Raw genomic sequence first — 20,930 nt, forward strand, 5'->3', positions numbered from 1 at the left:
TTTGGCAACAATGGATATTTATGGAGAATGCAATGAAAGCGACAATCTGGCACAACCCCAAATGCGGAACGTCCCGCAAAACCCTTGCCCTGTTGGAAGAGGCCCCGGGCGTTGACGTTACGGTTGTTGAATATCTGAAAAACCCGCCAAGCCGTGCCAAGCTGGAACAGCTCTACAGCGATGCTGGCATCACGCCGCGAGAGGGCTTAAGGACCCGGGGTTCGCCCGCCGAAGAGATGGGGCTGACAGATGACAAGGCCACGGCTGACGAGATACTGGATGCCATGGCGACTGAGCCGATTCTTATCGAGCGACCGCTGGTAGAGACCGACAAGGGTGTCCGGCTGTGCCGACCGCAGGAACGGGTGCAGGAGATTATCTGAAGGCTTCGACTGTTCGGCGATACTGTCATGTTATCAAATCCGGATCACATTTATGGCCGTTATCGCAATCTACAGCATGAAAGGCGGTGTCGGTAAAAGCTGTGCTGCCGTTAGTCTTGCGTGGAACAGCGCCGTGAACTCGTCCCGCAAGACCCTGGTCTGGGATCTTGATCCGCAAGCAGCGGCTTCGTTCATTCTAAATGGGGACCGGCACAAAAAGGATCGTGCACAGGCGATGATCGCCGGAGATATCAAGCCATCCAAGCTAATCAAGCCGACCAGGATAGAAAATATCGACCTGCTGGCTGCGGATGTGTCGCTTCGCGGTCTCGACCGGTTCTTTTTCGATTTGAACAAGAAAAAGTATATGGGCAAAATCTTGCGAGAGCTGAAGAAAGACTATGACCGGATCATCCTGGATTGCCCGCCGGGCCTCACCGAAACCAGCGAGCAGATATTGCGCAACGCCGATTTGGTAATCGTGCCAGTCATTCCGTCACCTTTGTCGGAACGCGCGCTGAAGGATGTTCAGACGTTCCTTGATTCCCGGCGGCGTAAACATGCGCCCTTGCTGCCCGTGTTCAACATGGTTGACCGGCGCCGAACGATTCACAAGGAAACGTTGGCCAAAAAGCCCAAATGGCCAGTTATTCCGATGTCCAGCAATGTTGAACGGATGACAAGGCTGAAAAAGCCATTGGGAGAATTTGCTCCGCGCAGTCCCGCTGCGCTGGCTTATGCCAAAATCTGGCGCGGTATTGAAAAAAAGCTGACCAAGTTATGACGGACCGATATCAGGTCCATCGTTGTACTAGGCGGCGCGGCCGCCCAAATGCGCACTGTCCGCGTTAAAGTCAGTGAACAGATCCATCGCATCATGCGGCGCCATGGGCCGACCGAAATAATAGCCCTGAATTTTACTGCAACCGAGCTTCTGGATCATCTTGACCTCTTCTTCGGTTTCCGCGCCTTCGGCTGTCGTCGCCATGCCAAGGCTGTCAGCCATTGCCACCACCGCGCGGATAATTGCCAGGCTTTCAGGTACGTTCTTCGCAGCCCCCTGAACAAAACTGCGATCAACCTTGATGGTTGAGAAACGGGTTTTGCGCAAATAACCAAGCGAAGAATAGCCGGTACCAAAATCGTCCAGCGAAAGATTGATACCCAAACCGATAATCTGGTCGAGGACTTGTGTAGCGCCGGTGCCTTCGCGCATGAAGATGCTTTCGGTGACTTCTATTTCCAGCCTCTGGGCTGGCAGATCGCTGTCACTTAGTGCCGAAACCACCATATCTAGGAAATTGGGATCCGTCAGCTGATCAGCCGATACGTTCACGGCCACCTTGACGGCGGCAGGCCATTTCATTGCTTCTTTACAGGCAGTGCGCATCACCCACTCGCCGATCGGCACAATGAGCCGCGCATCTTCGGCCAACGGAACAAATTTGGCTGGTGACACGACGCCAAATTCCGGATTGGTCCAGCGCAACAATGCTTCAAAGCCGAGCACGCCTCCGGTATCTGCGCTCACTACCGGCTGATAGTTGAGAGAGAATTCGTTATTGTCCAACGCCTTGCGCAAGGCAATTTCCATCACCCGGCGTTCTTCGGCATGGACGTGCAGTTTCGGCTCATATTGATTATGTGCGCCGCCGCCCTGGTCCTTGGACCGATAGAGTGCGAGGTCGGCACTGCGCATCAGCATTTCGACAGTACGGCCATCGCGCGGTCCTATCGCGGTCCCGACACTGGCGCCAATATAGAGCGTGTGTTGATCGACTTCATAAGGGCGCGACAATGTATCAATGATCTTTTTGCCCAGCGTATCCATATATTGGGAATCACTGGCGTCCTTGATAACAATCGCGAATTCGTCGCCACCCAGGCGTCCGCATAACTCATTGTCGGTCATGATCGAGCGCAGTCGCTCCGACACGCGGGCAAGCAAGCGGTCACCAACCGGATGACCCAATGTATCGTTGACCGCCTTGAACCGGTCGAGATCGATCATCATGAAGCCGCAACGGCCGTTCCACTTGTCGGAATCCTGTTGGGCCTTGCCAAGCGCTTCGGTCAGTTGCAACCGGTTGGGCAGGCCGGTGAGTGTATCAAAGCGCGCCATGTGAGATATTTTGTCAGCGGACTCGCGTTGCTCCGTTACGTCAGATCCAACGCCGCGGAAGCCGTGAAAAATCCCATTTTCATCGAGCTTAGGCGAGGCAGAGATTTCCCACCAGCGGGTCACATCGTTGATCAGCACCGGAACCAGCATATTGCTGAAACTGTCGCGGCGTTTCAGCTTTTCGGCCAGTTCGTGCAGGGCGGGCGAAAATTTTCCTGAATCCCAGGCTTGGCCGGCAACCAGTTGCAGGAAAGGGCGCCCTTCAATATCTTCCGGCGTTCGCCCCACGGCATGGGCAAAGCGGGGAGATACGTGAGTCAGGCGGCGCGAAGTGTCGGTCTGCCATAGCCAGTCGGCTCCGGTATCTTCAAATTCGCGCAGAAGCAGGCTGACCACCTCCTTTTTCTCGTTCAGATTCGCTTCGGCGATTTTCCGGTTTATGAATGATCTTCCATTCATCAGGCACGACGCAATCAAAAGCATGGCAATAGCGGCCGATGCCGTTGCCATTTGATACCCGTTTATCAAATACCAGCCGACAGCCGATGACAGGCCGCAAAGCCCGATAAAGACAATGCTGGCCAATGGAACGGCGGACATCAGCATGGCCGATCCGACCATCAGACATAGAACAAGAGCCCATATCCCGACCATAGTGCTCAGGTCGCTTGAGGGACCAAACAGGATCATGGCTGTGGACCACAACAGGCCGCCAGCTGCTGATACCAAAAGCGTGTTCATGTTTTCACGCCGGGAAATGCTCTTGCGTTCCCAGACGGCATCCCTACGCGCCTTTATGTAGGTGTAAATGTACAAACCGAACAGGGCGAGGGTCCATGCGCCCAACAGCCATCCGTTGACCTGGCCGATACTGAATTGAACAGCCAAGATGCCGCACGTAATCGACCCGATCATCTTCAGGAAACCATTCTGATGCATGCCTTCATACTGGAGTACGCGAATGCGTCCCCAATCTATGCCTTCAGGGTCAGCAATCCCTAGCAATACGCTCAGTGGGATTTCCTGCGGCAGGCCGGATGATGATGCTAGCTTCTTTTCCACGCTTTCCCCTTAAGAGGAAAACCTTATCGAATGGTAAGCATCCGCCTTTTTTTTCGGTTTATGGTTAACCGATTTTAACGCTTTAACCCGTTGGTTTCAGGCTGCGATGTCATAAGGCTGAATATCACCCGAGAGATAAAGGTTGCGCGCCTTTGCCCGGCTGAGTTTACCAGAACTGGTGCGCGGCAAAGTGCGCGGCGGAACCAGTTCGATAACACAGTTCATACCCGTGATCGCACGGACCTTTTCACGTATTTCGTCGCGCAGGCGCAGCCGTTCGATCTCATCAGACGTTCTGCACTGGACGAGAACTGCCGGCGTTTCATCACCGCCCGGCGTCGTGATCGCAAAGGCGGCAATGTCGCCTGCCTTGAATCCGGGCAATTGTTCTACTGCCCATTCAATATCCTGCGGCCAGTGGTTCTTACCATTGATGATGATCATGTCCTTGGCACGGCCAACAATATAGAGATAGCCATCCGACAAATAGCCCATATCGCCGGTATCAAGCCAGCCATCTACCAGACAGGCATCGGTCGCTTCCTGATCTCGATAATAGCAGTCCATGACTGACGGGCTTTGCATCCAGACCTTGCCGACAGCCTTTTCCGGGAGCAGGCTGCCATCTTCCTCACGGATTTGCAGAAGTGTATCGCGCACCGGTTTGCCGCAATTGACGATCGCACGATAGCGTTTGGGGCGGCTGCCATCGGCCTGTTTCTCGCCGGCCAATTCAGTTTCTTCAACCAACTCTACTTCCATGCCTTCGCCTGGCGGCATGATCGTTACAGCCAAAGTTGCCTCGGCAAGACCATAGCTTGGCAAAAAGGCCTTGGCATCAAATTTTGCCGGTGCAAAGGCGTCGGTAAAGCGTTGCATAACATCGGGCCGGATCATATCGGCACCATTGCCTGCCAAACGCCAGCGCGACAGGTCAAATCGCTCGGCTACGTTTGACTGGCTACCGATACGGCGCGCGCAGATTTCGTATCCGAATGTCGGGGAGAAACTGCATGATGTGCCTTTGTTGCGGGAAATCAGGTCCAGCCATGACAGCGGCCTGCGCGCAAAATCCGATGTTTTTAGATAATCGGTGGATACCTGATTGCAGACCATCGAAATGAAACAGCCAACCAGACCCATATCATGGTAAAAAGGTAGCCAGGATACACAGCGGTCATCTTCGCCCACGTTCATGCCATAAGAATGGGATCCGACATTGTGGAGCAGTGCTTTGTGTGACACGGCAACGCCATGCGGGAAACGGGTCGATCCACTCGAATATTGCAAATAGGCAATATCGCTACTTTGGGCTTGTGGCAGTTCACAGTCCGGTACATTGTTCTCGGCAAACTTGTCCCAGCCAAAGACAGGGATTTCCCGAGATTGGCCAGCAGCAGCAGCCAGTTCTTCAATTTCATCGGGATAAAGCAATATCGCCGGATCGCAGCTATCCAGCTGCACACCTATTTGATCAATATAACTGTCCTTGCCACCAAAAGAGGTCGGCAGCGGCAGCGGCACAGGCCAGGCGCCAGCATAGATCGCACCAAAGAATAACGCACAAAATTGCGGTTCGGTGTCGGCGATGAGAGCGATCCGGTCGCCAGGCTTTACGCCAAATCCGATCAGGCGGCGCGCGGCGGCAATGGCGTCATCCCGCAATTCCGTGAAGGGATAGACGCGTACCAGCGAAGCGCGTGCATCGTGAAAATTAAAACCTCTTTGCCCCTGCGCTGCATAGTCAAGCGCTTCGCCTACCGTTTCGAAATCGGCGAAACGGCGTGGAAGATCATCAGCGGTTGGGGTTGGTGTCAGCTCAGTCATACAAAATCCATTTTCCAGAAGGTCCAGCCTTCTTACAAATCGTCATTTTCTTTGGGTATTCAGCCAAATTTTGAAAATTATTCAGCTGTTCGAACCCTTAACAAGCCTTAGTGATTGCAACTGGCGTTTAAATTTCGGCTCTACTGTGGCACAAAAAGGGCAGTGGTTCCGAATGAGAGACGAAGCGTTGAAAAATAGCGGTAAAGCGTTGGATGAAAATAGCTTGCAAGAGCTGGCCCTGCGCTATGTCAGCCGATACGCAACCACGCGCCACAAGCTAAAATCCTATCTTTTCCGTAAATTACGCGAACGGGACTGGTCCGGTGACCGGTCAGGATCACTTGAGGAAATGGTCGAAACAATGGTCGAGCGCTTTTCAGAGCTTGGTTACATTGATGACGCGTTGTTTGCGAAGAACCGGGCGGCTGCGTTGACCAATAGGGGCTATGGGAAAAGACGGGTTACGCAAGCCCTCTATCAGGCGGGTATAGAAGAAGGAGACGACAGGCAGGCACTTGATCTCAGCGATGCCAGGCAATGGGACGCCGCCAGGACTTATGCGCGCAAGAAGTCCATTGGTCCTTTTGCACAAGAACCGGCCGATCAAGACAGATGCCGAAAACAATTACAGGCGTTTTTAAGAGCCGGTCATAGTTTTGATATTGCCTCTCGGTTTGTCTTTGCGAAGCCTGGCGAAGAAATTGACGCAGAGGTTTAGACGGACTCTTTGTTGTTCTAAAACACCTTATGACAAGAAGAATCGCCAGTTTACAATATATATGCTATGCTGTTCGCATCCGATTCTTTTGGTTAAATTACCTCCATTTCGGATGATGTGTTCGGAGATTTGTTGTGGCAAGTTTATATGCGGAACCTGCGAGAAGCGAAGAGGGTACGGCTAGCGATCATTCGATCAGCGACCGACCAAATGCTCAAGGAACCGATAGGTCTGCAAATGACGGGATATTGGGAAAAGAAGACGAACAGTCCGCGAAGGTTTTAAAAACGACGGGCTATGTCAAATGGTTCGACTCTCATCGCGGTTTCGGATTTATCATTCCTGACAAGGAAGCAAACGGCAATGATGTGCTGGAGCGTGGTCAGGACATTCTGGTTCACTGGACAGTATTGGAACCGCTGAACCGCAGGGATTTGCCCGAAATGGCGCTGGTTACATGTGAATATGTTGACGCTGCCAAAGGTTTGCAGGCGACAAAAATTCTCGATATTGATGAGTCCAATTGTGAACAGATGGTTCACCAGCCCACCCCTGAAGTAAAACGCAAGGCCATCCATGTCGTGGAAGATGAATCGGCTTTTGTCGAAGCGGAAGTCAAATGGTTCAACCGTGCCAAGGGCTACGGTTTTCTGATCGTTAATGGCTTTGAAGGCGACATTTTTATCCACATGGAAACGCTGCGCAATGCAGGCATCGGTGAAATTATGCCGGGCCAGCATGTTCTGGCACGCATAGATACCGGTGATCGCGGATATATGGCGGTACAGGTCAGTGTCTCGCCGGTTTCCCAGTAACGGGTTTTCTAACATGAACGGATTTTTCAGGCAGGCGATACTGCCCGCCGTGCTGTTGTCGTGCACTGGCATGGTCGGAGGATGTTCCGCTCAGGCGGGGCAAGCCGAGAGCAAGCAAAAGCAACTAGAGCCACAGCAAAATGATAAACTTTCCGAAGCCGGCCTACGTTTGATCCCGCTGACTATCTCGACTGATGGCGAGCGCCATGATTTTACGGTCGAGCTTGCTGGTACCGCGGCGGAACAGGCGCGCGGTCTGATGTTCCGCACGGAACTGGGGCCAGACAAGGGGATGCTCTTCCCCTTCGACCGGGTGCGCATGGCCAGTTTCTGGATGAAAAACACGGTGATCCCCCTCGACATTATTTTTGTCCGCAGTGATGGAACGATCGAATCCATTGCCGCCAACACAATTCCCTATTCCCTTGATCCGGTAGAATCTGGTGAACCGGTTGCAGCCGTGCTGGAATTGGCCGGCGGACGGGCAGCGGAATTGAAAATCGGTCCCGGTGATAAGGTAGAATGGCAGCAATAAACGCACGTTCAGGCCGAAAGCTGTGCTTTCCACGCATTTTTTAATTGCGAACCCCCACCTCGTGGCGCTAAGCGGACGGGCATGGGAATATTAGGCAAAATCTTTACCTGGTGGGACGGTGCAACCATTGGCACTGCATTGTTCAGCGCGCGCAAAGGCAAAGCCGTTGGCGAGGATATTTTCGGTAACAAATATTATCAGTCCAGGAATATCGCCAAAGACGGCGATCAACGCTGGGTTATCTATTCCGGAGCCAATGACGCTAGCCGGGTACCGCCGGAATGGCATGGCTGGTTGCATAAAAGTTATGATGAAGTCCCTGAAAGCCATTTGCCGCAGCCGCGTATCTGGGAAAAAGAGCCGACCGGTAACCTGACAGGTACAGCCAATGCCTATCGCCCGGCCGGTGCACTGGAATCCGGCGGCGTGAGAGCCGCAGCCACCGGGGACTATGAACCATGGAATCCGGCCGAAGCCGAATGATTTCTGTCTGCGGTATCTCTGCATCTAATAGAAATCGGCTGTTACCTCTATTTGCTGGTGCATTGCTGTTGTCAGGCTGCGGTCTGTTCGGTGATGACATCGGCGATGAGAATACGGGTCAACCTGCAGAAAAGGCGGAATTGGAAGCGACCGATGATGACGAGTTGGTCCAGCCTGTTAGCGAGCAAATTGGCACGCCGATGGCGGAGCGGGTCGCAACCCTGGGGTTCCTGAACAAACGCAATGGTTTAACTCGTGATTTGGAGCTGAAGCCAGGGCAGTCGATTCGTATTGGCCGCGCGATGGTTCGTCTACGTGCTTGCGAACGCACCGCGCCGTGGGAATTGACCCCGGAACAGGGCGCTTTTGTGCAGCTGTTCGTTAATGACCGGCCGGCCACGCGTCAGGGCGATGACCAGTGGCAAAAGGTTTTTTCCGGTTGGTTGTTTCGCGAATCACCGTCACTGAATGTGGTGGAGCATCCCATCTACGATGTCTGGGTCAAAAGCTGTGCGATGAACTTTCCCGGCGAAGAAAACCCGCCAGAGGATTCGGCGAACCCGACCGCGCCGCGGTCATCCTCATCCAATCTTGCCAACAGCTCATCGAGCGCCGCAAATGACGGCGCCGAAACCGAAGCCGATGTTGTCGCGCCCGTGCCAACAACGCCGTCAGTGCCTGTGCCTGAGCCAGTGGAACCTGTTCCTGAGAGTGTGCCACAGCCCGTACCCGAGTCAGCTGACCCCATTGGCGATTTAATTGCCGAAAATGCTGGTGAGCAATAGTCCTGCGCCGCGCGCAGCTGCTCAAGATAGTCCGCCTGACTAATCTCAATTGCGCCGAGTGAGGCCAGATGATCGGTCATGAACTGGCAATCGAGCAGTGTGAACCGTCCGACAATCAACCGTGCCACCAGCCAGGCGAGAGCCACTTTGGATGCATCGCGGGAGCGGGAGAACATACTCTCGCCGCAAAAAGCGCCGCCGATGACCAAACCATATAGGCCGCCGACCAGCGAGCGATCACCATTCTCACCAACCAGCCAGCATTCTACGCTGTGGGCCTGACCGCGTCGATGCAGCGTGCAAAAGGCTTCTTCAATATCTGCGTTTATCCATGTTTCAAGTCGGTCATTTGCTGACTCGGCACAGATCGAAATCACATCTGCAAATGCCTCGTCACTGGTGATCTGAAAACGGTCAGACCGGATCGTTTTGCGTAGCGAACGCGACATGTGAAAACCATCAAGCGGCAGAACCGCACGCGTTTTTGGCTCTACCCAAAATGTCTCTGGATCATCGCGTGCATCGGCCATCGGGAAAATGCCGGACGCATAAGCCTTCAGTAACAAGTCTATGTCGATCGCCATTAATGCTCCTGAGGGGTCATCTTGTTCAGCAAGATTTTTGCTTCGTCGGCAATACGGCCCGCGACTGATAGATATTCATCGGCAAAGCCGGCGCCGCTGCGCCAGGCAATACCGATGCTGCGTGATGCTTTCCACCCGTCGACCTGAAGCAGTGCTATATCATCTCCATGTGTGATTTCAGACTGGACATAGAGTGCGGGCAATATGCCGAGGCCCAGGCCCGATGCAACCATCTGGCGGACACTGTCGAGGCTGGTGCCTTCATAATCCTGCAAAAGATGCATGCCGTGCGCATGGCATTGTTCGGTAACGTCGCGGTGCATATGGTGTCTTCGATCGATGCTGAGCACGGGCGCATTATATAGGTCCGCTTTATCGACTTTTTTCTGTCCAGCGAGCGGATGATCCGGCGGCGCGACCAGCAACAGCGGCTCGCGAAACAGCGGCTCGATGGTCAGGTTCTCGCCTTCAATTGGTAACGGGCCAAGCAACATGTCTATTGCACCTTTGACCAGTTCCATTGCCTGTAGGTCTGGGATCCCCTCACGCATGTAAAAGCGCAGATCAGGCTGCGCGCGGTGTAGGGCAGCGATGACGGGCGGCATTAAATAGGGGCCGAGAGTAGGCGATACGCCGAACCGCAACGTTCCGGCCAGGCTCTCGCTCGCACGCTCCGCCAAATCACGAATATCCTTCACCTCTACAAGTACCCGTCTGGCACGTTCGGCAATTTCACGGCCAATCGGCGATAGCTCTGCGCCATGGGTACGGCGTTCTACCAGCGTGACACCAAGGCGTGATTCCAGAGCGCGCAACTGATGGCTTAATGTCGGTTGTGAAGCACCAGCCGCTTGTGCGGCGCGGCCGAAATGTCGATGATCGGCGACAGCAACGAGATATTGGAACTGGCGTAAAGTTGGCATTTGGGGGAACCTTTTTCTATGATAGATGTTATCTATTGATTATCCAATTTTCATTCGATTGGAAATATCACCAACCTTTTGCAATATCAAGGTCAACCGAAGCAAAGATGATAAAAACAAGGGAAGACATGAGACAATATTTAAACAGTCTGATCCGAAAGCATCGCAAGCTCGATAAACAGATTTCAAAAGCGAAGTGGGATGGGAATCAACTTCGGGCCATGAAAAAGCTGCGACTGTCCTTAAAGGATCGCATATCGCAACTACGACAAGGTGTAATGCACCCCTCTGCTTAGGCAGCTAAACTATTTACCCCCCCCCCGACCTGGGGCAGTAGCTTTCCCTCTTTCCGCTACTGCCCCGATTTTTTTGGGGCTTTTCTATAATTTCACGAAAGCATGTTTATGACTGGAAAAATGCGGACGGCATTAGCGGATTTTCTCGCGCGCGAGACCAGTGCCGGTATTGTTCTGTTTGTCGCGGCTCTGCTGGCTATGATTGCCGTGAATAGTGCGCTTAATCCGTACTATCTGGCATTTCTCAATATTCCGGTTGTGGCGCAATTCGGTGCGCTGGAAATAGCCAAGCCGCTATCTCTGTGGATCAACGACGGGCTAATGGCGATATTCTTTTTCCTTGTCGGTTTAGAGGTGAAGCGTGAGATACTCGAAGGAGAGCTGTCCAGCTTCAACAAGGCGGCTTTGCCGGCCATTGCTGCGGTTGGCGGCATGGCAATCCCGGCATTGGTATTTCTCTATTTTAACTGGAGCGTACCGGAGAATATCAACGGTTGGGCGATTCCAGCAGCGACGGACATTGCATTTGCTCTGGGCGTACTGGCCCTGCTTGGCAAACATGCGCCATTGTCGCTCAAGATATTGTTACTCGCCGTTGCGATTATCGACGATATCGGTGCGATCATCATCATCGCGCTATTTTACACCGCCGATGTATCAAGCTTTTCGCTGATGCTGTCTGCGGTGGGAATTGCTGTCCTGATCCTGATGAACCGTTTGGGTGTGGTGCGCGTTGCGCCCTATATTCTGGTCGGTACATTCCTTTGGATATGCGTGCTTAAATCAGGTGTCCACGCGACGCTGGCCGGCGTTATCGCTGCGCTGTCCATTCCGCTCAATGCCAAAGACGGCACGTCACCGCTGAAACATCTGGAGCATATATTGCACCCTTGGACCGCGTTCATGGTGCTGCCGATTTTTGCTTTCGCCAATGCCGGAGTTTCTCTTGCTGGCTTGCAAATCAGTGATCTTTTTGCCCCTCTGGCACTTGGCATTGCTGCCGGTCTTGTCATCGGCAAACAGGTTGGTGTTTTCGGTTTCATGTTCATTGCGACCAAACTCGGCCTCGTCCGGCGTCCGATGGGGGTTTCGTGGATGCAGCTCTACGGTCTCGCCTGCCTCACCGGCATTGGGTTCACGATGAGCCTGTTTATCGGCAATCTTGCCTTTGTCGATCCGGCGCAGATTGAAACGGTTAAGCTTGGCGTGATCAGCGGGTCTCTGGTGTCCGGACTTCTGGGATATTTGATCTTGCGCTTTGCCCGCCCCGCCGGACCTGAGGGCCAATGAATCACCGGATTTCATCTCCAGCGGGAAATAGATTGCCGAGCGAGCCGCGATATACGATACCGCAGGCTATGACACGGCACCTCTACTTGGCTGGCGGCTTTACCGCACTGGCACTGGGCAGCATCGGAGTCGTACTGCCGCTTTTGCCGACAGTGCCTTTCGTTATTCTTGCTGCCTTTTGTTTTGCGCGCAGCAGCCCGCGGTTGGAAGCATGGTTGCTCGACCATCATGTATTTGGCCCGCATATCCGTAATTGGCGGGACAGGCGGGCCATTACCAAGCGCGGCAAGCGGGCTGCGATCGTGGCGTTTGCAGTGAGCATCGTGATTGCGCTTATATTCCTGAAAATGCCCTGGAATCTTATTCCCGTCGCGGCCGCACTGATATGCGGTACATGGATATGGACGCGCAATGAGCCAGATGCTGCTCCGGAAATCGCCCCCGATCCGGTGGCCGAAAAAGAGTCTCAGCATAAAGAATAGTTTTTCCTGTGCCGGATGATGATAAAAGACCGGCAAATAGGCGACAGTCCTCGCACGCGACGTGGATCGCCCGGAGGAGAGCATTATGTCACGGCAAAAATTACTCGAAATGACCCGTTCGCTGGTGAAACATGGTGAAGCGGATACCATGGAACTGGTCGATGATGTGGTTGCAGTACCCGCTTCCGACTACACGGATGAAGATCGGTTTGAGCAGGAAAAAGAACGTATTTTCAAACGCCTGCCGTTGATGGTCGCGCCGTCTTGCGAATTGCCGGAACCGGGCTCCTACAAGGCAATGGAAATTGCCGGCATACCGGTTCTCGTCACCCGTCAGAAAGATGGCACGGCCCAGGCCTTTCTCAACAGCTGCACCCATCGCGGCAATCCGGTGGCACAGGGCAGCGGCAAGGCATCGCGCTTTACCTGCGGCTATCATGGCTGGACGTTCAAAAATAATGGTGACCTGCTGGCAGTGGCCTCGCCCAAAGACTTTGGTACTGTCGACAAAGCGGCTTTCTGTTTGAAGAAATTCCCCACACTGGAGCGCGCTGGCCTGATCTGGGCGACGCTCGATTTGGAAAGCACTCTCGATATTGCCTCCTATCTATGCGGCTATGATGAGCTGCTGGAGCATTTCGGTTTCAAGACCTGGCACCTGTTTGAACAGCGCACGATCCCCGGCCCCAACTGGAAAACCGCCTATGATGGCTATCTCGACTTCTATCACCTGCCTGTGCTCCACAAGGACACATTCGGGGCTGATTTCTTCAACCGGGCCAATTATTTCGCCTGGGGTCCGCACCAGCGTCTCTCCTCGCCGTCAAAATTCATCCAGAAGACGGGCAGTGATGAACAGCTCGACCTTACCCAGATGGATGAAAAAGACTGGCCGATCGATGCTTTGCTTCAGGGTGTATGGACGATCTTCCCGCATATCTCGATTGCGAGTTTTTATGGCGGTGGCGGCCGCGGGGCTATGATATCGCAACTCTTCCCAGGCAAAACTGTCGGCGAAAGCTTTACGACCCAGTTTTATGTGATGGAGCATGAACCGACGGATGACGAAGTCAGGCAGGGCGCGCACGATCAATTTGCTTTTCTTGAAACCGTGGTGGCTGAGGAAGACTATAAGACCGGCAAAAGGCAGCATGAATCGCTACAATCCGGAATGCTCGACAAGGTCTGGTTCGGTCGCAATGAAGGCGGCGGACAGGCTTTCCATCAATGGGTGGACAGACTGATCAAGGCTGACGATGGCGAGCTGGATACCATTTTCGTACCGCAGCTGGAGGCTGCTGAATAGCTAAGCGTTGCGGAAATCCCGGCTTGGCGGCAGGGCTTCTTCCCACTTGGGACGCTCGTTGCGCAGCTTCTCGAGCATTTTTTCCCAATAAGCCTCGGTTTGGCCCTTAAACTGGATGTTGAAATCCTCCGCTGTACGAAATTCGAGTATTTCGACGCCTTTTTCACCAATTGTGTAGGTGTAAGGCGTTTCCGCAGGCAGGAAGAAACCATCGCCCGGGCCCATTTCTTCGGTACCCATCCGGATGTCTCCAGCGATGATGTAGTAAAGGCAATCGCTGTCATGGCTGTGAAGCGGCAGTGGATAGCCGGGCTTGAACCAGAAATGATGGAGAGAGAAACCAAAGCCGCTGAACAGGCAGGTGCCTTTATAGCCATCGGCGACGCCGGCTTCGCCCATCTTGGTCAGTCCATCAAGGATGACCGGCGCATCATCAACATATGACATGTGCCCGGCATCGCCAAAGTCCTGCGCATCTTCTTTTCGGAAGATACGCAGGACTTTTAGCGGCTCGGGTTTTACGCCTGCCTGGTTGCCTGTTTTCGTGGGGGAGGCATCTGCCATATCATTCTCCGGACCAGTTTGGAGACAGAATATAGCATCACAGGCGTGCCGTGGGAACGGGTTAGACCGGGATTGATGCGCGGGGCGGGTAGCTGGAAATATAACGGTCAAGCACAGCCGGGTTCAGCATGTCGCGAAACGCACAGCCGAGGCCGAGGTTGCTACGGTGAATAACTTCTGCTTCCAATGGAGCGAGGCCGGGCAAAGCCAACCAGCATCTGGTGCCAGGATGTGCCTGTAACAAGGCATCGCAGGCAAAGCCGGCCAGTGATATATTCGCGACTTCCGTGTCAAAACTGCTCGAACCGGAAAAGCGCATTTTTGCAGGGATCGCGACCTTGTGACGCGGCGCGCAACGGTCTTCCGTCGCTGCGAATGTATAGGGCGTCATAGCGGGCTGATTTTTTACATTTTGAGTTTGTACATGAGTCATAGGAAACTCCTTCGTAGTTACGATGGCGTATCGATACTTGGGTGTGAATCGACAGATTGCTTTTCCCATGGCCGGGTAAACCACCTCTTCTTTCGCTCGGTAAACAGGATTCGAAAAAAATTAACTATGTTTGCGATTCCGAAGGCTGCAGGGCTGCCGTTTGCAAAGGCCGCAGAATGACGCTTGCTCTTGGCGGCACATATCGCTAATGCGCGGCCATTGGTTGATTCAGACTGGGATTGGCCGGCCTGTGTAGGGGTGTAGCTCAGATGGTAGAGCGTCGGTCTCCAAAACCGAAGGCCCACGGTTCGATCCCGTGCGCCCCTGCCACTTTTTTCCAAATTATGGCAGTCCCGCAATATGACGCAGTTTATCTCCGCTATCTCATTGATTGTACCGGATTATGATCAAGCCATTGCCTTTTATGTTGGCCTATTGGGCTTTGATCTGATTGAGGATACTGAGCTGTCCGAGGATAAGCGCTGGGTTCTGGTGGCGCCTCCGGGTAGCACGGAAACGCGGCTATTATTGGCTAAAGCCAGCAATGAAGCGCAAGAAGAAGTCATTGGCGAGCAAGCCGGCAACCGGGTATTCCTGTTTTTGGAAACCTATGATTTTGACACGGATTTCGCTCTGATGGAACGTGCCGGCGTCGATATTATCGAGGAACCGCGAGTCGAAAGCTATGGCAAGGTGGTCGTCTTTCGCGATCCGTTTGGCAACAAATGGGACCTGATCGAGCGGCACTAAAGGCTATCGCTCAATGTCGAGAGCGCCCGCAATCAAGCCCCAAATCTGATGCGTTAATATGGCTGGATCGGGCCGCGGTTTCATTCCCATTGCATGTATGATGCCGCTGCGCATGGCGCCGGTGATAGCCGCCCCGGCGATAGCAGGATCGATATGCTGGCCGATATCCCCGCGCTTGATGCCGGAACCGATGTTCCGGGTCGCCATTTCGATCATCTCTTCATGGCGCGCTGTCTCGACAGCTGCGACCTGGTTGGTATGGGCCATTTTGCCAAGGATGACCGGGGCCATCGGATCATTGTAGAGAAACTCTACTGCCGCCATCAGCCGGTCTTTTTCCCGCACGCCCCAGTTTATATCGGGATCGATATACCGGTTCACGACGGCATTATAGCGATCATAGAAAGCATCGATAATCGCTCCCAGCATGCCTGATTTTGAACCGAAATAGTGATAGGCAAGGCCTACAGAGACTCCGGCCTTCTCGGCCACCTGACTCATTTCCAGATCGCCTTCGCCTTCCCGCAAGATCGTTTCGGCAGCCGCCAATATCTTTGCAGCGCGCATCACCTTGCGATCAGGTTTTTCCATTGCTCTTGCCTGTTCTGACATCTGCTCGCGATCCTTCATCGACCTGCTTGTTCAATCAACAGCATTTGGCTTAAATCATATTTGAATTGAATTCAATTCAATATTTTATTATCTGCTAAAGTGAAATTGATTCGCTGAGGAGGCCATGATGAATGTCGCGAGCACGATTGAAACGAACAATGCCGACCTGACACCCTATCTGAATGGGCGCAACTTCGAGGACGCGTGGGAACAGTTTCAGGAAGAAGGCTATGTCATCTTTGAAAACGTGCTGACGCCTGAAGAACTGGAAACACAGCGCCTTGCGCTCAAACCATGGATTGACGCCGATATTCGTGGCCGTAATAATTTTGAAGGATCACAATCCAACCGTATCTATGCGATGCTCGACAAGGACCTTGTTTTTGCCGACCTGATTTCCCATCCCTTGCAACTGGCTTTTGCCGAACGAGAACTGGGGGCGAGTGTGTTGCTCTATGCCAGCCTGGCGATCAATCTGCATCCGGGCGAAACCCCGCAACCCTGGCATTTCGACGACAGCCATTGCGGCTTGGCCCGTCCGCGCGAACCTTTATCCATGTCGACATTCTGGTCGATCACGGACACGACTGAGGATAATGGCGCCACCGAAATTATTCCGGGCAGCCACAAATGGGGCGAGGAACAACCAGATGGCGCCAACAGCGCCAATGATTTTGTGACCGGGCGAATTGATAAAGATGGCAAAAGCACGGGCAATCATGGGCAAGCTATCAAAGCAATCATGCCGGCCGGGTCGTTGATGATTGCCAAGGGCACGCTGTGGCATCGTGGTGGTGGCAACGATTCGGATGCGCCCCGCCTGATCGTCACGCCGCAATTTTGCAAAGGCTGGTGCCGTCCGCTGGAACAGCAGACGCTGGCTGTGTCGCCCGAGAAAGTGGCCAGAATGCCCAAGCGCGTGCAGGAACTGCTCGGCTATAATATCCATCTGCCCTTCATGGGTTATGTTGATGGCATGCACCCGGCGAAGCTGTTACAGTCCGGCCGACATGCCAAGTGACCATGAACTGATTCAGAATCTCTATGCCGCTTATTGCTTTGCCGTTGATCGCGGATCAGCCGAAGATATAGCCGCTCATTTTTGGGATGATTGCTATCTCAATTTTGGTGGAAATATCCATGAAGGGGTGGAGGAAGCACGTATCGGATTTGCCAAATGGATCGCCAAGATGCGCGAGCCGGTCGAGGGTTTGCGTCATTGTCTCTACACACCGCTCATCAAAGTGAATGGCGACCGTGCCGAAGCGGAAGCTTATTATGATGCCGATGGCCATGCTGGCCGCAAAGGCAAGCCCATTCAGTTGCGCGGTCTTTATCGAAGCACTCTGGAAAAGCGCGCGAGCACCAGCGGCAAATCCGAATGGCGGTTCCTGAAACATGAAGTGCAAATATGGAATTCCATCCGCGACCATGCTGCACCCGCCGAGCAGGAGGCGCAGGTTTGAACGCGCTCGAAAGTGACGCACCGCTCATTGTCTATGTCGACATCAAGAGCCCTTATGCCTTTGCTGCCATCCGGCCAACTCTCGCGCTGGAAGAATCTCTGGGCATGCGTTTCGACTGGCGCCCGTTGACGCTCGATATTCCAAGCTATCTTGGTTCCGCGCGCAAGAAAAAGGGCAAAGTCATCAAAAGCACACGCAGCGCCAGCCAGTGGAGCTGGGTCAAATATGCCTATCGCGATGCACGCCGCTATGTCGAGCGGCAGGGATTTATGCTGAAGGGCACCGAGAAGATCTGGGATTCATCCATTCCCAATATCGGGATTTTGTGGGTCATGCAGACGTCACGGGATCGGCTCGGCGATTATTTCGAAGCCGTCTATCCACCCTTTTGGCGGCGAGAACTGGATATTGAAGATATGGCGGTGGTCGAAGCTTGTCTGGAAAAGGCTGGAATCGATTCCACCGGATTCTCAGAATTTGCGAAAGGCAAAGGCCGCATTCAACATGACCAACTTCAACCACAGCTACACCCCAGCGGTATTTATGGTGTGCCGACTTATGTGATTGACGGCACCATCCTGTTCGGCCGTGAACACCTGCCTTATGTACGCTGGCACTTGCAGGGACGGGAAGGGCCTGCGCCCGACATCGCCTATGAGATTGATGACCTTGAGGTGCAGCCATGTTGACGGTCTATATCGATTTCAAATCGGCCGCATCCTATCTGGCGCTTGAGCCGACATTGGAACTGGCACGCGAAACCGGCATCACCATTGATTGGCGCCCATTCTCGGTGCGCCCTTTTGTTGTTCCGGCGGAGCAGGATGAGGAAACGGTCGGTGAGCGTCATCGGCGCGTTCGCGCGGCGGCTCAGCGGGATGTTCATGTGCACTATGCGGCGGTGCAAGGGCGGGATATGCATTTTGCCGATAGGCCGAGCGGCTCTGAAGCTGCGTTGGCGGCATTGGCGGTTATGGAAGGTGATCCGGTGCCCTTCATTCGTGCTGCCTTTGCAGCCTATTGGACCGAGCAGGCGGATTTGGCTGATGAAACAGTGGTTGAAACGCTGCTGCAATCCGTCGGTATGGACCATGCGGATTGGGAATTGGCGTCCGTGAAACTGGACTCCATTCGTTCCAGTGCGGAAGAATCAGGAATTTTTGAAGCGCCCTCCTATCTGATTGCCGACCAGCTTTTTCTGGGCCGTGAACATCTGCCCTGGATACGGTCGCTTATCCCGGCCGGGCAGAGGGTGTAATTTCCCACTCTTTCCTTGCGGAATCGGGAATCACGAGCTAAAGGGCTGGTGCTTTCCGAAATCATGCATATATCCGAACCCAGTCGATAGACTGACACCCGGAGTTTATGCCGGGTTTGGGGAAATAGAAATTTAGGAATCGAACCATGGCGAAAGTCAATCCCGGCGAATTTATGCGGCAAGTCCGCGCCGAAAACAGCAAGGTGGTCTGGCCGACATGGCCCGACACGGTCCGCACCGCGATCATGGTGTTGATCATGACCACGATTTTGGCGCTGTTTTTCCTCGCCATTGATTCGGTTTTTAACGGTGTTGTTGGCTGGTTGCTTGGGCTCGCCAAGGGCGGCTAAGCGGTCCGAAACGCAATTTAGAACAGGTTATTTATAGATGGCACGCTGGTATATCATTCACGCTTATTCGGGCTTTGAGCATAAGGTCAAGGAAGCCATTGAGGCGGATGCCAAGCGTTTGGGTCTGACCCAGCTGGTTGAGGAAATCGAAGTTCCGACTGAAACGGTAACCGAAGTGCGCCGCGGCAAGAAAGTCCAGTCGGAGCGGAAATTCTTCCCCGGCTATGTGCTCGCGAAATTACAGATGACCGATGATGTTTATCACCTGGTCAAGGATCAGCCAAAAGTCACCGGCTTCCTGGGCACGACTAAGCCGCAGGCGATTAGCGAAGCGGAAGCCGCGCGCATCCTCAACACCAAAGAGGAAGCCGCCAACGCGCCGAAACAGCGGATCACCGTCAACTACGAAATTGGCGACCAGATCAAAGTTCTGGACGGTCCCTTCGCCAGCTTCAACGGTATTGTCGAAGAACTGGATTTCGAGAAAAACCGCGTCAAGGTATCGGTATCGATCTTTGGCCGCGCGACCCCTGTCGAACTTGATTTTGAACAGGTAGAAGTCGCGAAATAAGAGATTTGGTGGTTTGCGCCACCGGATAAACCCCAGCGGCTTTGAGCCACTGGATCACCAATGCGGGAGGCTGGTCTTCGGACCTGCTGTTTGACCGCTTAATTTGATCCTCCTTCGCTCCTGACGGAGCTTCGGCGGAGATAGAATGAAAGGACAGCCAAATGGCTAAAAAAATTGATGGCTACATCAATTTGCAAGTACCTGCCGGTATTGCAAATCCATCCCCGCCAATCGGCCCAGCACTGGGTCAGCGCGGCGTTAACATCATGGAATTCTGTAAGGCGTTTAACGCGGCTACGGACAAGATGGAAAAAGGCGCTCCGATCCCGACCAAGATTACGGTCTATGCGGATCGCAGCTTCACCTTTGAAACCAAGACACCACCTGCCAGCTACATGATCAAGAAATTGACCAAGCTGAAAAAAGGTTCTCAGGAGCCTGGCAAGGAAGTGGCTGGTACGATCAAAACGTCGCAGCTGAAAGAAATTGCAGAAGCGAAAATGGCCGATCTCAATGCCAATGACATTGACCAAGCCATGAAGATCATTGCCGGTAGCGCCCGTTCGATGGGCATCGAAGTGGTGGAGGGATAAGATATGGCCAAACTCACCAAACGTGCAAAAGCTGCAAACGAAGCTGTTGATCGCGAAAAGCTCTATGGCATTGATGAAGCGATCAAGGCCATCAAGGCTTTGGCATCGAAATCAAAATTTGACGAAACGCTCGACATTGCGATCAACCTTGGTGTTGATCCGCGTCATGCTGACCAGATGGTCCGCGGCGTGATTTCTCTTCCTGCCGGTACCGGTAAAGACAGCCGGGTTGCTGTGTTCGCCAAGGACGCCAAAGCAGATGAAGCGAAAGAGGCAGGCGCAGATGTTGTCGGCGCAGAAGACTTGATGGAAGCGATGCAGGGCGGCGATCTCAACTTCGACCGTGTCATTGCAACCCCTGACATGATGGGCGTTGTTGGCCGTCTCGGTAAGGTTCTGGGTCCTAAAGGCCTGATGCCGAACCCGAAACTTGGCACTGTGACCCCGAATGTCGCGCAAGCGGTCAAGGACGCCAAGGGCGGCCAGATTGAATATCGCGTTGAAAAAGCGGGTATCATCCACAATGGCATCGGTAAGACGAGCTTCAAGGAAGCAGATCTGCGTAAGAATTTCGATGCTCTGGTGAATGCGGTTGTCAAAGCCAAGCCAACCGGCGCGAAAGGCAAATATGTCAAGAAAATCGGTCTGAGCTCGACCATGGGCCCCGGCCTGAAAATCGATCTCAGCGAGATTGAAGGCGCGTAATTTAGCGTTTCTCTTGA

General features: G+C 53.5%; 24 protein-coding genes, 1 tRNA gene and 2 pseudogenes. 20 read left to right on the forward strand and 7 right to left on the reverse strand.

Features of this window, described 5'->3' with window-relative positions:
• Positions 1-32 precede the first annotated feature (32 nt).
• Together arsC and AC6I9Z_RS04710 are read left to right on the forward strand one after the other, a co-directional pair.
• Positions 33-383 (forward strand): arsenate reductase (glutaredoxin), encoded by a 351-nt coding sequence (gene arsC, locus AC6I9Z_RS04705; RefSeq protein WP_109354962.1) that lies wholly within the window; start codon positions 33-35, stop codon positions 381-383.
• 52 nt (positions 384-435) lie between these two features.
• A complete protein-coding gene (locus tag AC6I9Z_RS04710; protein ID WP_461458432.1) occupies positions 436-1,167 on the forward strand; it encodes a ParA family protein in 732 nt (243 codons plus the stop codon).
• A 27-nt stretch (positions 1,168-1,194) separates the two neighbouring features.
• On the opposite strand, the gene AC6I9Z_RS04715 is transcribed toward AC6I9Z_RS04710, so the two are convergent.
• Together AC6I9Z_RS04715 and AC6I9Z_RS04720 are read right to left on the reverse strand one after the other, a co-directional pair.
• A complete protein-coding gene (locus AC6I9Z_RS04715) occupies positions 1,195-3,567 on the reverse strand; it encodes a putative bifunctional diguanylate cyclase/phosphodiesterase (protein ID WP_461458430.1) in 2,373 nt (790 codons plus the stop codon).
• Between the two features lie 96 nt (positions 3,568-3,663).
• Positions 3,664-5,394, reverse strand: coding sequence for a fatty acyl-AMP ligase (locus AC6I9Z_RS04720; RefSeq protein WP_461458428.1), 1,731 nt, complete (start codon positions 5,392-5,394; stop codon positions 3,664-3,666).
• 172 nt (positions 5,395-5,566) lie between these two features.
• Between AC6I9Z_RS04720 and AC6I9Z_RS04725 the strand changes: the two genes are divergently transcribed.
• The 5 genes and pseudogenes from AC6I9Z_RS04725 to AC6I9Z_RS04745 form a co-directional block, all read left to right on the forward strand.
• Positions 5,567-6,112, forward strand: a complete 546-nt coding sequence (locus AC6I9Z_RS04725; protein ID WP_461458426.1) for a regulatory protein RecX — start codon at positions 5,567-5,569, stop codon at positions 6,110-6,112.
• A gap of 134 nt (positions 6,113-6,246) precedes the next feature.
• Positions 6,247-6,927 (forward strand): cold-shock protein, encoded by a 681-nt coding sequence (locus tag AC6I9Z_RS04730; protein WP_461458424.1) that lies wholly within the window; start codon positions 6,247-6,249, stop codon positions 6,925-6,927.
• A gap of 13 nt (positions 6,928-6,940) precedes the next feature.
• Positions 6,941-7,462 (forward strand): DUF192 domain-containing protein, encoded by a 522-nt coding sequence (locus AC6I9Z_RS04735; protein ID WP_461458422.1) that lies wholly within the window; start codon positions 6,941-6,943, stop codon positions 7,460-7,462.
• An 81-nt stretch (positions 7,463-7,543) separates the two neighbouring features.
• On the forward strand, positions 7,544-7,945 hold the full coding sequence (locus AC6I9Z_RS04740) for an NADH:ubiquinone oxidoreductase subunit NDUFA12 (RefSeq protein WP_109354978.1): 402 nt from the start codon (positions 7,544-7,546) through the stop codon (positions 7,943-7,945).
• A gap of 200 nt (positions 7,946-8,145) precedes the next feature.
• Positions 8,146-8,397: pseudogene (locus AC6I9Z_RS04745) on the forward strand (DUF2155 domain-containing protein); the annotation flags it as partial.
• A gap of 35 nt (positions 8,398-8,432) precedes the next feature.
• Here the strand turns inward: AC6I9Z_RS04745 and aat are convergent.
• A complete protein-coding gene (gene aat, locus AC6I9Z_RS04750) occupies positions 8,433-9,314 on the reverse strand; it encodes a leucyl/phenylalanyl-tRNA--protein transferase (protein WP_461458419.1) in 882 nt (293 codons plus the stop codon).
• Positions 9,314-10,237 (reverse strand): hydrogen peroxide-inducible genes activator, encoded by a 924-nt coding sequence (locus AC6I9Z_RS04755; RefSeq protein WP_461458417.1) that lies wholly within the window; start codon positions 10,235-10,237, stop codon positions 9,314-9,316. The genes aat and AC6I9Z_RS04755 overlap by 1 nt, the downstream gene beginning before the upstream one ends.
• A gap of 416 nt (positions 10,238-10,653) precedes the next feature.
• Here AC6I9Z_RS04755 and nhaA point away from each other — a divergent pair, with 416 nt between their 5' ends.
• From nhaA to AC6I9Z_RS04770, 3 genes and pseudogenes are all read left to right on the forward strand, one after another.
• Entirely contained in the window at positions 10,654-11,823 is a 1,170-nt protein-coding gene (gene nhaA / locus AC6I9Z_RS04760; RefSeq protein ID WP_461458415.1) for a Na+/H+ antiporter NhaA, read from the forward strand.
• A 68-nt stretch (positions 11,824-11,891) separates the two neighbouring features.
• Positions 11,892-12,239, forward strand: a pseudogene (locus AC6I9Z_RS04765) (YbaN family protein); the annotation flags it as partial.
• 151 nt (positions 12,240-12,390) lie between these two features.
• Positions 12,391-13,611 (forward strand): aromatic ring-hydroxylating oxygenase subunit alpha, encoded by a 1,221-nt coding sequence (locus AC6I9Z_RS04770; RefSeq protein ID WP_461458413.1) that lies wholly within the window; start codon positions 12,391-12,393, stop codon positions 13,609-13,611.
• Here AC6I9Z_RS04770 and AC6I9Z_RS04775 read toward each other — a convergent pair whose 3' ends face one another.
• Both AC6I9Z_RS04775 and AC6I9Z_RS04780 read right to left on the reverse strand, forming a co-directional pair.
• The gene (locus AC6I9Z_RS04775; RefSeq protein ID WP_461458411.1) at positions 13,612-14,175 is read right to left on the reverse strand and encodes a cupin domain-containing protein; all 564 of its coding nucleotides are present in this window, start codon (positions 14,173-14,175) and stop codon (positions 13,612-13,614) included.
• Between the two features lie 61 nt (positions 14,176-14,236).
• Positions 14,237-14,608: a PilZ domain-containing protein gene (locus AC6I9Z_RS04780; RefSeq protein WP_254054251.1), complete on the reverse strand. Its 372-nt coding sequence runs from the start codon at positions 14,606-14,608 to the stop codon at positions 14,237-14,239.
• Between the two features lie 254 nt (positions 14,609-14,862).
• Between AC6I9Z_RS04780 and AC6I9Z_RS04785 the strand changes: the two genes are divergently transcribed.
• Positions 14,863-14,938 (forward strand) — tRNA-Trp (locus AC6I9Z_RS04785).
• Positions 14,939-14,968: 30 nt separating this feature from the next.
• Positions 14,969-15,358, forward strand: coding sequence for a VOC family protein (locus AC6I9Z_RS04790; protein ID WP_461458409.1), 390 nt, complete (start codon positions 14,969-14,971; stop codon positions 15,356-15,358).
• Between the two features lie 3 nt (positions 15,359-15,361).
• On the opposite strand, the gene AC6I9Z_RS04795 is transcribed toward AC6I9Z_RS04790, so the two are convergent.
• The gene (locus tag AC6I9Z_RS04795) at positions 15,362-15,949 is read right to left on the reverse strand and encodes a TetR/AcrR family transcriptional regulator (RefSeq protein WP_461458407.1); all 588 of its coding nucleotides are present in this window, start codon (positions 15,947-15,949) and stop codon (positions 15,362-15,364) included.
• A 145-nt stretch (positions 15,950-16,094) separates the two neighbouring features.
• On the opposite strand from AC6I9Z_RS04795, the gene AC6I9Z_RS04800 reads away from it, so the two are divergent.
• From AC6I9Z_RS04800 to rplA, 8 genes are all read left to right on the forward strand, one after another.
• Positions 16,095-16,991: a phytanoyl-CoA dioxygenase family protein gene (locus tag AC6I9Z_RS04800; protein ID WP_497811239.1), complete on the forward strand. Its 897-nt coding sequence runs from the start codon at positions 16,095-16,097 to the stop codon at positions 16,989-16,991.
• Positions 16,981-17,436, forward strand: coding sequence for a nuclear transport factor 2 family protein (locus AC6I9Z_RS04805; RefSeq protein ID WP_461458403.1), 456 nt, complete (start codon positions 16,981-16,983; stop codon positions 17,434-17,436). The genes AC6I9Z_RS04800 and AC6I9Z_RS04805 overlap by 11 nt, the downstream gene beginning before the upstream one ends.
• The gene (locus AC6I9Z_RS04810; protein ID WP_461458402.1) at positions 17,433-18,125 is read left to right on the forward strand and encodes a DsbA family protein; all 693 of its coding nucleotides are present in this window, start codon (positions 17,433-17,435) and stop codon (positions 18,123-18,125) included. The genes AC6I9Z_RS04805 and AC6I9Z_RS04810 overlap by 4 nt, the downstream gene beginning before the upstream one ends.
• Positions 18,119-18,694, forward strand: a complete 576-nt coding sequence (locus AC6I9Z_RS04815) for a DsbA family protein (RefSeq protein WP_461458400.1) — start codon at positions 18,119-18,121, stop codon at positions 18,692-18,694. The genes AC6I9Z_RS04810 and AC6I9Z_RS04815 overlap by 7 nt, the downstream gene beginning before the upstream one ends.
• 146 nt (positions 18,695-18,840) lie before the next feature.
• Positions 18,841-19,044, forward strand: a complete 204-nt coding sequence (gene secE / locus AC6I9Z_RS04820) for a preprotein translocase subunit SecE (RefSeq protein WP_109354996.1) — start codon at positions 18,841-18,843, stop codon at positions 19,042-19,044.
• A 37-nt stretch (positions 19,045-19,081) separates the two neighbouring features.
• The gene (gene nusG, locus AC6I9Z_RS04825) at positions 19,082-19,615 is read left to right on the forward strand and encodes a transcription termination/antitermination protein NusG (protein ID WP_109354997.1); all 534 of its coding nucleotides are present in this window, start codon (positions 19,082-19,084) and stop codon (positions 19,613-19,615) included.
• A 161-nt stretch (positions 19,616-19,776) separates the two neighbouring features.
• A complete protein-coding gene (gene rplK / locus AC6I9Z_RS04830) occupies positions 19,777-20,208 on the forward strand; it encodes a 50S ribosomal protein L11 (RefSeq protein ID WP_108811608.1) in 432 nt (143 codons plus the stop codon).
• A 3-nt stretch (positions 20,209-20,211) separates the two neighbouring features.
• The gene (rplA, locus tag AC6I9Z_RS04835) at positions 20,212-20,913 is read left to right on the forward strand and encodes a 50S ribosomal protein L1 (protein WP_109354998.1); all 702 of its coding nucleotides are present in this window, start codon (positions 20,212-20,214) and stop codon (positions 20,911-20,913) included.
• Positions 20,914-20,930: the final 17 nt, after the last annotated feature.

It is taken from the genome of Parasphingorhabdus sp. (assembly GCF_059726685.1).